This is a genomic window from Streptomyces sp. NBC_00576, from assembly GCF_036345175.1.
Taxonomy (GTDB): Bacteria; Actinomycetota; Actinomycetes; order Streptomycetales; family Streptomycetaceae; genus Streptomyces.
On record NZ_CP107780.1, the window covers coordinates 10,740,250 to 10,753,901 of the forward strand.

General features: G+C 67.7%; 17 protein-coding genes and 1 pseudogene. 9 read left to right on the forward strand and 9 right to left on the reverse strand.

Annotated elements, in window-relative coordinates; genetic code table 11:
* Positions 1 to 107: 107 nt before the first annotated feature.
* A complete protein-coding gene (locus OG734_RS46860) occupies positions 108 to 341 on the reverse strand; it encodes a hypothetical protein (protein ID WP_330293478.1) in 234 nt (77 codons plus the stop codon).
* Positions 342 to 372: 31 nt separating this feature from the next.
* Between OG734_RS46860 and OG734_RS46865 the strand changes: the two genes are divergently transcribed.
* From OG734_RS46865 to OG734_RS46880, 4 genes are all read left to right on the forward strand, one after another.
* A complete protein-coding gene (locus tag OG734_RS46865) occupies positions 373 to 705 on the forward strand; it encodes a hypothetical protein (protein ID WP_330293479.1) in 333 nt (110 codons plus the stop codon).
* Between the two features lie 645 nt (positions 706 to 1,350).
* Positions 1,351 to 2,289 (forward strand): hypothetical protein, encoded by a 939-nt coding sequence (locus OG734_RS46870; RefSeq protein ID WP_330293480.1) that lies wholly within the window; start codon positions 1,351 to 1,353, stop codon positions 2,287 to 2,289.
* 508 nt (positions 2,290 to 2,797) lie between these two features.
* Entirely contained in the window at positions 2,798 to 3,136 is a 339-nt protein-coding gene (locus OG734_RS46875; protein ID WP_330293481.1) for a DUF6207 family protein, read from the forward strand.
* Between the two features lie 103 nt (positions 3,137 to 3,239).
* On the forward strand, positions 3,240 to 3,428 hold the full coding sequence (locus OG734_RS46880; RefSeq protein WP_330293482.1) for a hypothetical protein: 189 nt from the start codon (positions 3,240 to 3,242) through the stop codon (positions 3,426 to 3,428).
* Here the strand turns inward: OG734_RS46880 and OG734_RS46885 are convergent.
* Positions 3,407 to 3,643, reverse strand: a complete 237-nt coding sequence (locus OG734_RS46885; protein ID WP_330293483.1) for a hypothetical protein — start codon at positions 3,641 to 3,643, stop codon at positions 3,407 to 3,409. The genes OG734_RS46880 and OG734_RS46885 overlap by 22 nt on opposite strands.
* Positions 3,644 to 4,295: 652 nt before the next feature.
* Between OG734_RS46885 and OG734_RS46890 the strand changes: the two genes are divergently transcribed.
* Positions 4,296 to 5,528: an IS110 family transposase gene (locus tag OG734_RS46890; protein ID WP_330293484.1), complete on the forward strand. Its 1,233-nt coding sequence runs from the start codon at positions 4,296 to 4,298 to the stop codon at positions 5,526 to 5,528.
* Positions 5,518 to 6,897, forward strand: a complete 1,380-nt coding sequence (locus tag OG734_RS46895) for a GNAT family N-acetyltransferase (RefSeq protein ID WP_330293485.1) — start codon at positions 5,518 to 5,520, stop codon at positions 6,895 to 6,897. The genes OG734_RS46890 and OG734_RS46895 overlap by 11 nt, the downstream gene beginning before the upstream one ends.
* Positions 6,898 to 6,949: 52 nt before the next feature.
* On the opposite strand, the gene OG734_RS46900 is transcribed toward OG734_RS46895, so the two are convergent.
* Positions 6,950 to 7,144, reverse strand: coding sequence for a recombinase (locus OG734_RS46900; protein WP_330293486.1), 195 nt, complete (start codon positions 7,142 to 7,144; stop codon positions 6,950 to 6,952).
* Positions 7,145 to 7,256: 112 nt separating this feature from the next.
* On the opposite strand from OG734_RS46900, the gene OG734_RS46905 reads away from it, so the two are divergent.
* Together OG734_RS46905 and OG734_RS46910 are read left to right on the forward strand one after the other, a co-directional pair.
* A complete protein-coding gene (locus tag OG734_RS46905) occupies positions 7,257 to 7,673 on the forward strand; it encodes a site-specific integrase (protein ID WP_330293487.1) in 417 nt (138 codons plus the stop codon).
* An 82-nt stretch (positions 7,674 to 7,755) separates the two neighbouring features.
* Positions 7,756 to 8,292 (forward strand): hypothetical protein, encoded by a 537-nt coding sequence (locus OG734_RS46910; protein ID WP_330293488.1) that lies wholly within the window; start codon positions 7,756 to 7,758, stop codon positions 8,290 to 8,292.
* Here OG734_RS46910 and OG734_RS46915 read toward each other — a convergent pair.
* From OG734_RS46915 to OG734_RS46935, 5 genes and pseudogenes are all read right to left on the reverse strand, one after another.
* Positions 8,240 to 8,482 (reverse strand): transposase, encoded by a 243-nt coding sequence (locus OG734_RS46915; RefSeq protein ID WP_443065139.1) that lies wholly within the window; start codon positions 8,480 to 8,482, stop codon positions 8,240 to 8,242. The genes OG734_RS46910 and OG734_RS46915 overlap by 53 nt on opposite strands.
* On the reverse strand, positions 8,368 to 9,033 hold the full coding sequence (locus OG734_RS46920; protein ID WP_330293490.1) for an IS5 family transposase: 666 nt from the start codon (positions 9,031 to 9,033) through the stop codon (positions 8,368 to 8,370). The genes OG734_RS46915 and OG734_RS46920 overlap by 115 nt, the downstream gene beginning before the upstream one ends.
* 269 nt (positions 9,034 to 9,302) lie before the next feature.
* Positions 9,303 to 10,526, reverse strand: a complete 1,224-nt coding sequence (locus OG734_RS46925; protein WP_330293491.1) for an MFS transporter — start codon at positions 10,524 to 10,526, stop codon at positions 9,303 to 9,305.
* A gap of 433 nt (positions 10,527 to 10,959) precedes the next feature.
* Positions 10,960 to 11,052, reverse strand: a pseudogene (locus OG734_RS46930) (class I SAM-dependent methyltransferase); the annotation flags it as partial.
* 162 nt (positions 11,053 to 11,214) lie between these two features.
* Entirely contained in the window at positions 11,215 to 12,444 is a 1,230-nt protein-coding gene (locus OG734_RS46935) for a GNAT family N-acetyltransferase (protein ID WP_330293492.1), read from the reverse strand.
* 229 nt (positions 12,445 to 12,673) lie between these two features.
* Between OG734_RS46935 and OG734_RS46940 the strand changes: the two genes are divergently transcribed.
* A complete protein-coding gene (locus OG734_RS46940) occupies positions 12,674 to 13,030 on the forward strand; it encodes a CGNR zinc finger domain-containing protein (protein ID WP_330293493.1) in 357 nt (118 codons plus the stop codon).
* Here the strand turns inward: OG734_RS46940 and OG734_RS46945 are convergent.
* Positions 13,027 to 13,506 carry a hypothetical protein gene (locus OG734_RS46945; RefSeq protein WP_330293494.1) on the reverse strand — a complete coding sequence of 160 codons (480 nt, stop codon included), beginning with the start codon at positions 13,504 to 13,506 and terminating at the stop codon, positions 13,027 to 13,029. The genes OG734_RS46940 and OG734_RS46945 overlap by 4 nt on opposite strands.
* Positions 13,507 to 13,652 lie beyond the last annotated feature (146 nt).

Consider the following 13,652-nt stretch of genomic DNA (forward strand, 5'->3'; position numbering starts at 1 on the left):
GCATCGTTCCTTGACCGGGTTCGCTACGTGCGACATCCCGCCCGAATAGGACAGCGCCCGGGGCGGAGAAATCTCCGTCCCCGGGCGCTGTCGCGGTTTCCGCCCGCTCAGGCCACAGCCACCCCGTACCCGGCGCCGACGTTGCCTCGGATGTCGGCGAGGAACTGGGACACCTGGTCGACCTCCTGCATGCGCTCGATCAGGAACATGGCCGCGATGTAGGCGGCCTGTGCCCCGCCGCCCGCGTGGCACCAGCGCCTCAGGTACCGGCTCGTCAGGGCCACCAGGTTCCCGAGGACGTGCCCGGCGTCGCAGTCGGTCGAGGCCATCATCGGTGCCATCACCGGCGCACCGGACCACCCCCAAACGCTGATGCTGGGGCGCCTGGACGAGGCCGGGATCCTGCGGTCCGTCGGCCGGAGCACGCCGGTGCGGCCGGACACCGCCCGGCAGCTGGCCGAACATCTGATGCCAGCGGGCCCAGGACACGCGTGGGAAGACGTCCGCTTCACCGCCTCCTGGGGATCACGCACTGCGCCCGACGTCGTCCTGGTCGAGCCCGACCTCGTTGCAGAAGTCGTGGTCGACGCCGCCCAGGAGCGCGGAGCGTGGCGGCACCCGATCCGGGTCGCCCGGCTGCGACCGGACGTCACCACTGCGGACGTGCCGCCCTTCGGCGCGGGCGCCACACCCTCCGCAGGGTAGAGCTGCGCGCTCGGAGCTCGTCACCACCCGCTGGGTCACGGCCCACCCTGGCCAGCTGCGGACTACGGATATGCGCGAACCCTGTCCATAACTTCGGCTCCCCCCGCCCACCCCGGCAGCAGCACCGGGTCGGAGACAGGGGCGGCGAGCATCGGTTCCGGCAGCGTCCACGTCACAGCCCCATGCCTTGCACCCCGACCGTCCGTCCGCAAACCGAGGTGGCCGGGGCGCGTTTACGGCACCGACCCCGGCCACCCAGGACCGCGTCCGGACCGCGAACTGGTCGGTGGCCCGCTGGACACGCTGCTGCTGTTCTGGCGCCGTCGTTCTGACCCCAGGGAAGATATGCTGGAGTCATAATATTTAATGCACTTCTTCCTTCATTGCCTGGAAAAATCTTGAGACGCTGCCGAGGTGTTGATTTACAGCTTCACGACAAGTGGCATGACCGTCAAAGTGCGCAATACACCCAATAGTGAAATTTCTGGGAGTCGGGGCCGCGCGATCCCTTTTCCACCCCTTGGCATTTCCTTGATTTTGCATGGATTTCCTGATGGTCGTCATGTTTGCGTTGCGCAGCGTCTGTGAAGATCAGCTCGTTTCTGTTTACTCCCGTGTTGCGGGGTGTGAGGGAGGGAGCTGATCATGCGTCACAGACCTGTGACCTGTGGCAGACCATGGGTGGACCGCGGACATCAAGCGCGGCGGCTGCGGCAGATAGCCGTGGGGGTGGTGCTGCTGCTTGCGGCCGATGCCGCGTTGGTGTCCGAGGCCAGTGGGACGGCTTTCGCAGCGGCCACGGGCACGACGGTGGCAGCTGAGGCGGCGTCCGATTCGGCAGGAGCTTTGGGCCCCGCCGAGGCGCAGGACGAAGCATCTGCTGTGCTGATGGCCCGTCTGCAGAACCGGAAGATCGAAGTGCTGTCGGCGCGGTCGTCGGACTCGACGACGTATGCGCTGCCCAGCGGGGAGTCGCAGACGGAGGCGTTCGCCGGGCCGGTCCGCGTGCGGCAGGGCGGGGTGTGGAAGGACATCGACACGTCGCTGTCCGACACCGGTGCCGATCTTACGCCGGCCGCTGTGGTTGCGGACGTCGCGGTCTCCGACGGCGGGGACACGCAGCTTGCGTCGGTGACGAAGGGGCAGGAGTCCTTCGGGCTGGGCTGGGAGGACAAGCTGCCCGCCCCCAAAGTGAAGGACAGCACCGCCACTTACGATCTGGGCAGCGGACAGACCCTGTCGGTCACCGCGCTCGCGCAGGGATTCTCCGAGAACCTGACGCTCGCGCAGCAGCCCGCCGGTAACACCACGTCCTACCGCATCCCGCTCAGCCTGCACGGCTTGAAGGTGTCCCAGGCCGACTCGGGGCACCTCTTGCTGAAGGACTCCGACGGCAAGCTGGTGGCCGAGGCCCCCGCGCCGATGATGTGGGACGCGAGCAAGGATCCGGCCTCCGGTGAATCCGCGCACCAGGAGCAGGTGGCGACGGAGATCGAGACCGCCGCCGACGGCGCGCAGACCCTCGTCCTCACTCCCGACCAGGCGTTTATGGAGACCGCGACCTATCCGGTGACGGTCTCCTGATCGCCGCGACAGCTCGCAGGCGCGGCCGGACGTGAGTGCCTGCGGACGTTCTCAGAGCCGCCTCCTTCCAGTGCGCCACACTGGAAGGAGGCGGCCGTCGCCGTCGCCCACCCCTCTCTGACCGCCGCCCAGTTGCGGGAGATCACTGGTGTACTCGCCTCCTCCTGACCGGGATACCGAACAGCGCATGCGCGCCCGCCGCGCTCGCCTGCGAAGGCACTGGACGTGCGGGTCGTCGGATAGGAGGGGCTGGTCGACGCTCGCCGACAGCACCGCCCGGTAGGCGCTGGCGGGTAGGCGCTGTACGGCCCGCGCCCTGGCGACCCGGCCTGCTGGGACTGGGGTGGCGACAGCCCCTGACCGCCGGGCAGCCGGTGAGTGACACCTGGGCGGTGCCGTTCCTCGAGAGCGCATGCCGGAACTACCGTCGCCGGCAAGAGATCACGGCCACCCAGACACCCAAGGACACGCTCGACTTCGGCTGACAGCCCCGGCGTAACTCGGTCGGGTGAAGACACTGCACCAGCGGAACTCCTCTTGGGAGTCCGGCGTAGTGACGTACACGGACCCGATCAACGAGACGCACGTAAGCCGACCGGGCCTGGTCGTTGTCGACGTCGCGGCCGCCGACGACGACACCGCGCTCGCCTTCCAGCAGCTGCTCGCCGAACACTGGGCTACCTCGACAGCGGAGCGGACGACGCGGGACGTCGGGCAGCCCGGTGTACGGCTGCGCTGCTACCTGGACCTGCGCCAGCCCATCGGCATGGCCACGGCGCCGACCGCAGCCCCGCCGCTGGATGCCTCTGAACCAGGGCGCATTGATGGCTCGCTACGAACCCCCTAACCTCGGCTTCGGCGGTGACCAGCCGTTACGGTCGGGGGATCCAAAGACTGTCCGCCGAAGGGGACGCCGTGCACCGAATCGAGATCAAGCAGGTCTGCACTACGTGCGGTGGTGGGCCGACGAGACCGTGATCGCTGACAGTTATAAGCCCGGGGCCAGGACCGTCCAGGTCCGCGACTACCAGCGGTCCTCCCGCCGGTACGAGATCCCGGTCGGCTACGTCCACGAGACGTCCCAGACCCAGCGGGGCAGCCGCCGGATCACCGGCTACTACCTGACGGCCCTCAAATGAAGTCTCACCACGGTGATGACCGCGTGCCGGGTCGTGCCTGCCACGACCTCCGCGACGACGATGTCGCCCCCGGCGGGGGTGTAGGAGTCGCCGGCCTTCGTGAACACCCGCCCGGACTCGGGGGCCAGGCGCGGGGCGATGACGGAGGCGAGCGCCATGGTCAGCCGCTGGGACAGCCGCCACGCGGCCGCCGGGGAGTCGTACGGCGAGTGCATTCGGGTGTCGGGCCGTTCCGGTGAAGCCGACCACAGCCGCTTCGACTGTGTCCGCGTGTCTGATCTTCGACCTTAACTGCACCAACCTTTGATCTTCAAGACGGTGCCTGTGCCAGCGGGCTGGCGGGAGGGGGTAAATCTGGGTAGATCTCCGTCCTGCCCAGGCTGGGCAGGACTCGGACGGATGTCGGCTCCCGACGGTTCGAGAACCGATTGTGATGCTGCCGGGCTGGGTGTGAATCGCCCTCATCGCGGAGGCAGTAGGAGTACAACGCAGGGCGGACCAGGTAGGGGCAAACGCGGTGTCGACGATCAGCACGAGGCTGCCGCAGGCTCAGTTCTTCAAGGTCTGACCGCTCCAAATCCTGCTCCCCCCGCCCTCGCCTCCCTGGCTATCCCGCTGAAGGACAAGCCCTAATGGGAGCTGCCGGGTCGGAGAGACTCGGTGCCGTAGCCGCCGACAGGTGAGCACTCACAAGCCCGGAAGCATCCGACTTCTGTGGTCAGACCGTGCCCCTGCCGGTCGGCCGGAAGGCCAGACCGCTGATGGGGTGGCGTGCCCGCCGAGCAGAGCGTGAGCACTGGATCCATTAGGGAGCGTGCCGCGTCTTCCGCAGGCTGCCCGAGTGAACTACCTGACCGGGAGGGCGAGTTGATTCTCATCGGCGACGACTGGGCCGAGGACCACCACGATGTCGAGGTCCAGGACGCGACCGGCCGCAAACTGGCCGCCGCGAGACTGCCCGAGGGCGTGGAGGGCATCACCAAGCTTCACGAACTCATCGCGAGGCACGGCGGCGACGACCTCGATGCCACCGATGTGATCGTCGGCATCGAGACCGACCGCGGCCCCTGGGTACAGGCCCTGCTCGCCTCCGGCTACCAGGTCTACGCCCTCAACCCCCGGCAGGCCGCGCGGTTCAAGGAGCGGTACGGCACCTCCGGCGCCAAGAGCGACAAGGGTGACGCGCATGCGCTGGCCGACATGGTCCGCATCGACCGCGACCAGCTGCGGCCGGTCGCCGGGGACAGCGAACAGGCCCAGGCCGTCAAGGTCGTCGCCCGCGCCCACCAGACCCTCATCTGGGAACGCACCCGTACCTTCCAGCGGCTGCGCAACACGCTGCGCGAGTACTTTCCCGCCGCCCTGAACGCTTACGCGGACCTGGAACTGACCAGCCCGGACGCACTGGAGCTACTGATCAAGGCGCCTACACCCGCCGCAGCGGCGAAGCTGACCTGCGCGCAGATCACCGTCGTCCTGGCCCGCTACCGCCGACACAACCGGAGCGCCAAGGCCGCCACGATCCAGACCGCGATGCGCGAGCAGCACCTCGGCCTGCCTGAGCCGGTGACCGCGGCCTACGCGGCCACCGCCACCGCCCACGCGAAGCTGCTGGTCGCCCTGAACGAGCAGATAACCGAGCTGGAAGCGCAGGTGAAGGCGCATTTTCTCGCGCACCCGGACGCTGAGATCTACCTCTCGATGCCCGGCATCGGGGTGATCACCGGCACGCGGGTGCTCGCCGAGTTCGGGGACGACCCCGCCCGCTACGCGTCCGCCAAGGCACGCAAGAACTACGCCGGCACCAGCCCCGTCACCCGCGCCTCCGGCAAGAGCCACACCGTCCAGGCCCGCTACATCCGCAACAACCGGCTCGCCGACGCCCTCCAGCGTCAGGCGTTCTCCGCCCTGCACGCCTCACCCGGCGCCCGCCACTACTACGACAAGCAGCGCGCCCGCGAGGCCGGCTACAACCCCGCCCTACGCCAGGTCGGCAACCGCCTCGTCGGCATCCTCCACGGCTGCCTCAAGACCCGAACCTTCTACGACGAAGCGACCGCCTGGTCGCACCACGCACACCCCGAACCCCATGCAGCTTGACACCAAACGACATGGGGTGTCTGAGCAGATATTCGGTTGCTCTCCTGTGAGGGTGGTGGATGCAATGTCCGGCATGGTGACTGAGGTCCGTCCGCCGCGGCGAGACGAGATGGCTGCGTACTACCGGGCATTGCCGTTCGCGAACGGATTACCGAGCTGGGAGCCTGCGGACGCCGCGTGGCACGGCGGCCCCGAGCCGTGGCCCCCACAGCGCACGCCTGCGAGCGCGGAGCAGCTCGAGAAGTTGGCGGCAGCCGACATCAAGGACGAGTCCTTCCACCCGATCGCGACATTCGTCGACGGCAGGTGTGTCGGCGCATCAGCGACTATCTCCTTCGAGGTGACGGTCCCCGGCGGGGGAACGGGGAGGATGGCTGGCGTCACTGCTACCGGAGTGATCGCGACACATCGCCGGCGCGGTTACCTGCGCCAGATGATGCAGGCCATGTTCGAGGCGGCCCTGGAGCGAGGCGAGCCGTTGGCGATGCTCAGCGCGAGCGAGGGCAGCATCTACGGAAGGTTCGGGTTCTCGCCCGCGACCTACCGTACCCGGTGGGAGCTGGCCCGTCACGAAGCGGCCCTCCTTCCGGCAGAGCCGGACCCCGGGTCGCTGGAGCTGGTCGACGCCGCGCAGGCGAAGAAGGCCTGGCCCCCGGTGCATGCGAACGTGCGTGTACACCGCGTCGGGGAGCTGAGTCCTCTCCCCGGGCGCTGGGACGGGCTGTCCGACGAAGCGGACGGCACAAACGGACCGCTGCGCTTTCTCGCCCACCGCGACCAGCGCGGCGATGTGGACGGCATCGCCAACTTCCGACTGCCGTGGTCTCCGACTGCGGATCGTGCGGGAACGCTCGTGGTGGAAGCCCTGGAGGCGACGAACGCTGTGGCCTACCGGGCGTTGTGGGGATTGCTGATCGACTTCGACCTCACCAAGAGCGTCGTGGCGGCCGGTCGTCCGCGCGACGAACCCCTGCGGTGGATGCTCACGAACCCGCGGGCGATGCGCGTCACTCGCCAGGCGGATAACCTCTGGGCGCGCCTTCTTGATGTCCCCGGAGCCCTGACGCAACGCTCGTATCTCACGCCCGGCGAGCTGAGGTTCACCATCGACGACGACCAGATGTGCCGGGCGAACAACAGGACATGGCATCTGAGAGCAGACGGCCCCGTGGTGACGTGTGTTCCGACCGACGAGACGGCGGACCTGACTATCAGGCTCTCAGCGCTCAGCTCGCTCTACTTCGGTGGCATGTCGGCGCACCACCTGGCGTATGCGGGCCATATCACTCCGCACACCGACGGCGCGATCGGACAGCTTGCTCGAATGTTCTGGACCGACCCCGAACCGCACAACTCCTTCGGCTTCTGAGCTCCGCAGAGACAATGATCCGTCCTGCCAGGCAACCTGCGCGCAGTGGCTGTCACGGAGCGGCGGAGGGCATCCCCAGGTGGACAGTACGCGGGTGACCGGACAGCCGCAGGGCCTCGGCATGCTTTTGCCGCAGGAGGGAGAGAGTCAGGTCGATGCCTTCGATTTCGCCTTTCCATCCTTCGTGTTCGGCACGGGCCCGGCGGTCAATCAGGTCCTGCTCGATCACGTTCAGCCTGGGGATCATGTCGGGGTTGATCCGCAGGACGGGACAGCGGATGCCCCGTTGACTGAACGAGCAGTGGGGATTGGGCAGTTCAGGGAGCGGATGCTGCGTGCGGTCGCTACGGTCACCGGTCGTGATAGACGATGCTCCCGAGCGGGATCTGGCGACGTTGGTGGTTCCTCGATGGGGCCGCCTGGTGGAGACCGGCGATCGGTACGAGCCGTATCGGCTCGTCGACCCGGACGGTGCGACCGTGGAAGCGGTCGCGGTCTACTTCCAGGAGTTGCTGGCGGCGGGGAAGGCGCCGTTGACGGTCCGTTCCTACGGGATGGATGTGCTCCGGTGGTGGCGGTTCCTGCAGGCAGTGGGCGTTTCTTGGGAACAAGCGACCCGGGCGGAGGCCAGGGACTTCAGCCGCTGGATTCAGCTGGCGGTCAAGCCACAACGAGCGAAGTCTTCGGCTCGGCGGTCGGTACGAGCAGCCAACGCACCGAACGCCGTGACGGGGAAGCCGTCAGAAGCCGTATCTAAACCGAACATGATCGCTTGATTTTTGCTGATCAGGCATGGTTTTGGTCGGAGTGAGGGAGGCATCCGGCGTTCTGTTTCCGATTGTTCGTCGAGGGTGTGCGATGGCGTCGATGCTGAGGTTGCTGGAGGCGCGGGAAGCGTCTGCCCGCGAGCGGGTGGAGGTCCTGCGGGAGGAGGCGGCCCGTGCGGTTGCGGCCTTGGAGGCCGGTGAGATCGAGCTGGACCGGCGGGTGATCGCGCGCGAGGAACTCGTCGAGGCCCTGGCCGCATCCGCCGCCGAGACCACAAGCGTCACGGAGGCCGAGGGCGAGAGCGAAACGGCTCTCGTCCCCGCGCCTGCGTCCGCGGCGGTGCCGGGTGCGATCGTGCCGCACTGGCGGGAGGGGCTGTCGGTGTCGGTGCTCTCGCCGGACAATCAGCGGATCTTGACCGTGCTTCAGGACCGGCCGGGTCTCGAGCCGGCGCGGGCCAAGGACATCGCGGCGGCCCTCGGGACCGAGGCGGCGGCGATGGTCGAGGGAGTGCGGTCGAAGGCGAAACGCCTGGCCGAGCGGGGCTGGTTGCTCCAGGAGACGTCGGGCGCGTTCAGTGCTGGCCGCAGGCTCGTGGCCTCGCCAGGCGGCGACCCATCCGCGTGATCATCGACCACTGGATCACCGCCTCGCTGGTCGCGGGCAGCGTCTCGTAGTCCCGGCACAAACGCCGCGAGTGCATCAACCAGCCCAGGGTCCGCTCGACCACCCACCGCCTCGGCAGCACCACGAACCCTTCGTATCGTCGGTCCGTTTGACGACTTCCACGGCCAGGACGAGTTTCTCGCGGGCCCAGTCGATGAGGGATCCGGTGTAGCCGCCGTCGGCCCAGACCAGGCAGATGTCCCGGTGCAGCTCACGCAGCCGGGTCAGCAGGCCGGTGGCCGCCTCGCGGTCCCCGATGTTCGCGGCGGTCACGGCCACGACCAGCAGCAGGCCCAGGCAGTCAGTCACGATGTGCCGCTTCCGCCCATTGATCAGCTTCCCGCCGTCGAAGCCGCGTGAGGCGGCTGGCACCGTCGCGGCGGCCTTCACCGACTGCGCGTCGATGATCCCCGCCGTCGGCTCCGCCTCCCGCCCCTCGCGCTCCCGCACCCGGCCACGCAACCGGTCGTGGAACTCCGCGACCAGACCGTTCTCGCGCCAGCGGCGGAAGAAGGCATGGACCCGGGCCCAGTCGGGGAAGTCGGCGGGCATCGCCCGCCAGGAAATCCCGCCCGCGACCAGGTAGCGGATCGCGTCCAGCATCTGACGGTGGCAGTAGCCCTCGGGCTGCCCGCCCCGGCCCTCCAGCCAGGAAGGCGTGGGCAGCAAGGGCCGCACCGCCACCCATTCCGCGTCCGTCATGTCCGACGGATACCGGCGCTGCCGGTCGGAATGATCGGCAGCGTTGCCGTACAAGTGCGCGAGGCAATCGCACGACACGACGGACGGGTTGAAGTCGACAGGCGCAACCGCGTACACATGTGACAACAGGGCCTCCTGGAGCTGCTCGGATGGGGTCGCACCCCCGAGCTACCAAGAGGCCCTGCCTTCATACACGTACCGCCGGAAGATCACCCGACCAGGAACCCTGTTCGACCCGCACGTTCCAAGATCGGTTGAGATGCGGCTATTTACGGCTTGGCCGGGTCAGGCCACGGGATCTTCCGGGCGCAGTGGGACCAGGCGACCAGCACTATCAGGGCAGCGGCTGTGCCAGCGAGCGTCATGACCATGGATGGGGAGGAGTGGTCAACCACGACGCCTCCGACCAGCGCCCCGATGGAAATGGTGGCCTGGAACGAGGCGGTGAAGAGCACGGAAGAGGCTTCGGGTGAATCGGGTGAGGCCTTGGCGAACCAGGTCTGCGAGCAGACAGGCACGGCACCGTAGGCAACGCCCCACAAAACCAGCAGGGCCACGGCGCCGAGATCATCCTTGCCGAGCACCGGGAGCAGCACAGTCGCGCCGGCGATCATCAGGGCGGCGGCTGCGAAGGTGCCCATCGGATACCGCGCCACAGCCGATCCGCCCAGGAAGTTCCCGGCAATTCCTGCAGCTCCGTACACGAGCAGATAGACCGTGATGAGCCCGGCGCTCACATGAGTCACCTGCTCCAGGAACGGAGTGACATAGGTGTAGGCGCCGAAGTGGGCGAGCACCACAAGGAACGTCATCACCAAGGCAAACCGAGTATTGACACTCCTAAGCATGCCCGTGAGCGTACTCAGACGAGTCGGCTCATCGGCCGGCAGCGGCGGGACCACCAGGAGCAACATGGCGAAGACACAGAGGGTCAGAATCCCCATGATAAGAAACGCGGTACGCCACCCCGCAACGTCTCCGATGAACGTACCCAGCGGGACTCCGAGCACGGACCCGAGAGGCACCGCGGAGAAGATCACGGCGGTTGCCCGGCCCACCGATTCGGCAGGAACCAGCCGGCTGGCCAGCCCCGCGCCGATGGACCAGAAACCACCGATGGTGACCCCGACCAATACACGTGAGACCAGGACCAGCCAGTAGCTCGGCGCAACCGCGGCCAGGAAATTCGCCAATGCCAGCAACAGAATAAACGTACCCAGCATGAGCCGACGATCGATGCGCCCTGTGGCGACAGTTACCACGGGAGCCGAGACCGCGGCCAGAAAACCAGGCATGGTCATCATCAGACCAGCCATTCCATCGGAGATGGTGAAACTCGAGCCGATCGAGGTCAAAAGGCCGATCGGCAGGATCTCGGTGGTGACGATCGAGAAGATCCCCAACATCACCGAAATCACCGCCAGCCACGATACCAATGGTGATCGAGCCGGCAATGAAGGCGAGTCGATGGAAGTGGTGGTTGCTGTGGACATGAATCCCGTCCTGTGTTGGGCATCACATGAAGTGTGAGCACTATTTCAGCAGGAACAGGAGCCACCCTTCTGGCAGTTTCGCGACGTCAACAACGGCTTCCACGTCCGACACGTCCGAGGGATACCGGCGTTCCCGGTTCGGACGGTCGGCCGCGTTGCCGTACACATGCGCCAATCACACGACGGAGCTGCCGAGTTGAACTGAACGGGCTCGGACGCGTGCAACAACGACACCAAGGCCTCCCGGCACTGCTCGGTTAGATTCACATCCCCGAGCTACCGAATAACCCTGCCTTCATACGCGCACAACGGGAAGATCACCCCGGCGGGAAACCTGTTCGACCCGCACGTTCCACGATCGGTTGAGATACGGCTTCTCAGGAAGCCGGGGAGGCTCGCTTCCGCTGTGGTCGGGTTCTCGAGCCAGGTGGTGGGCCGTGTCGACCTCGAACAGTCGGGTCCCCACAGGCCAGTCCATCCGGAAGGCCCTGCTGTCCATCCCGGTTCCGAGCAGCATGACCTGCCGGGCGTGGACCCGACCGCCCGGTCTCAGTCCCGGTCTCCTATCCCTGATCCACGGTGCAAAGTAACCGACCCTCGGCGTACTCCCGTTGCTTCGTCTCCGGCCTGTTCGTCAGGCCGAACGAGTAGCCGACGAACGAGACTTGTGCGGGGTCTGCGAGCGCGGTCAGAACCAGTGCAGGCAGTGGGGGGAGCGCTCGGCGCGGAAGAGTGCGTCAGCGAGGGTGGCTGCGCCTGGGCGGTGGGCCCGGATGTGTCCGGCACGCACGAGCGTGCTCGGGGCAGTGCCGCCGAGGTAGATGGAGCCCAGATCGCTGATGTCCAGGGACAGGTCGGGCTCCCGATCCGTCGGGACGCAGTCGGCCTTGCCGTCCTGGACGGTCAGCAGGTAGCGGCCGTGCTCGCCGAGGAACAGGTCCTCGATGTCGAGGACGATCTCGCCGTCCATGAACCAGCCGCGCGTGGTCAGCGCATGCGGGACGTCCAGCAGCCGCACGTAGAGCCAGTCCATGCCGCCGCTCACCTCGCCGGCGCGGAAGTCCGCGAACTGCCAGCGCAGCGGGTGATCGGGCGGGACGTGCTGGAACACGACCTGGGAGACCAGGTCGTGTCCGAGTACGAACCGGGCCAGGGCCGTGAAGACGGCGTCGTCGGTGGCGATGGTCTCATCGACCGTCAGGGTGGTGGACTCGACCGAGTAGCTGGCGTACCCGTCCGGGACGCCGTCGGAGGCACGGTGAACGGCGACGTAGCGCGGCGCCGGAGAGATCGGGGGCTGCCCCGCGCGCAGGGCCCACCAGCGGTGCGGCCGGGACAGCGCGCCGGGCTGGGCGCGGCGGTACCGGTCGTAGACCTCTTCCAGAATCTCTCCGCACTCGGCACGACGCAGCACCTCGACCGAGCCGTTGTCCGAGCCGGTCGCTGGTGTGCCGGCCACTCCGCGCGCCCGGGCAACGGCGAGGGCGGCCTTGTGGCGCGGCACTGTCAGCCGCGCCGTGTAGGTCGCAGGTCCGTAGCCGAACCTGCCGTAGATCGGGGCCTCAGAGGCTAGCAGCACGGAAAGGAACTCCCCGCGGGCCCGCAACTCGGCGAGCTGATGACGCATCATCGCGCTGAGCACGCCCTGGCGCCGGTGCGAGGGCAGGACGCCGACGGCGGTCACCCCGGAGGCCGGGACGAGGGTCTCACCGGGCAGAGTGAGTTCGAAAGGGTGCGCGGCGGCGGTGCCGACGGGCCGCCCGTCCGCCGTCAGGGCGAGCATGCAGCGGTCCATTTCGAGCGCCGACCACCAGAGCCCGCCGCCCTCGATCGGGGTTTCCGGGAAGCGCCCGAACGCGGCATGGACTGTGTCGACGAAGACGTCAAGATCCTCATCGGTCGTGGAACGAATCTCCATTGCCGCCGCTGCCTCCTCGAAATACCGGCACCACGACTCGTGGTGTCTGGCCACAGTGCAGCGTTGACCCCTGGCCAGGGCAAGCGAATTACGGCCGGGCCCGCGGCCGCATCGACGGCCACCGCGCTGTGGTGGACGCCGACAGCAGTCAAGGTGTCGGTCGGCGTTCTTCGCAGAGCACGAGGTCACTCCGCCGCCGGGCGGTGACTACGGCGAGCTGCCGGACCTCGTGCGCACGGCCCTGGCGCAGTCGGTCGACGGCGCCGCCCCCGAAGCGGTGCACCGTCTGCTGCGCGATTATCCGCCGGAAATGCACCTGTCCGACCACGACGGCCTCGGCGGCTGGCACATCCACTTCAGCCGCAACGGCACCCCGGCCAAGCGCTGGGTCGGCCAGCTGATCGCCGCCAAGCTCGCCCTTGTCGCGGCCGGGGATCCGGCGGTGACGCTGGGGCGGTGCGCCGCGGGGTGCGGAAACTACTTCGTGGACCAGTCACGGAACCGGACGCGCCGGTTCTGCTCCAACGCGTGCGCGAGCCGGACGACGGTCGCGGCTCATCGGGCCCGGGCGGCGAAAAACTCCTAGCAGAGTCTGTTATGCAGTCGTCGCCAGCAGATGATCGCGCAGCCAGGGGTGACGACATCCACAAACGCCAGCGAGCCCTGACCGCACTCACCATCCTGGAACAACAGGGCAAGAAGATCACTCACACTGCGGTCGCCCGTGCCGTCGGCGTCTCCGCATGGCTTGCCTGCGCCGGAGGTATCTGCGAGCGCATCGAGGGCGCGCAACAACGCCAGCACTCCACCATTCCCTCGCCCGCTCGCGCTCGCGGCACCGCTGCGATGCTGCGCACGGAACTCGAGCTGGCCAGGCAGGAGATCCGGATCCTGAGGGTAGACAGAGACCGGATGAGGCGGGCTGTCCAGCACCAGCGCGGAGAGTAACTCGACGCCTTCGGCACCAGGCACGTGAGCGAATGCGTCGACGAACTCACCCGGAACAGCCAACGGTTCGAAGGCAGCCTGCAGCGGGCTACCGGTGACAGCCACCGGCTGCACGCCCGCGTGGGCACCCTGGAATCGGACCTGGCGTCGGCGTGCACCAGTCTGCGACGGATGGTCCGGGAGGAGAACACCAATCGCTTGAGGGCGCCAGGTGCCCCTCAGGACGCGCCGCGCTTCCGTAGCCCGGCAGACTCCTTTTT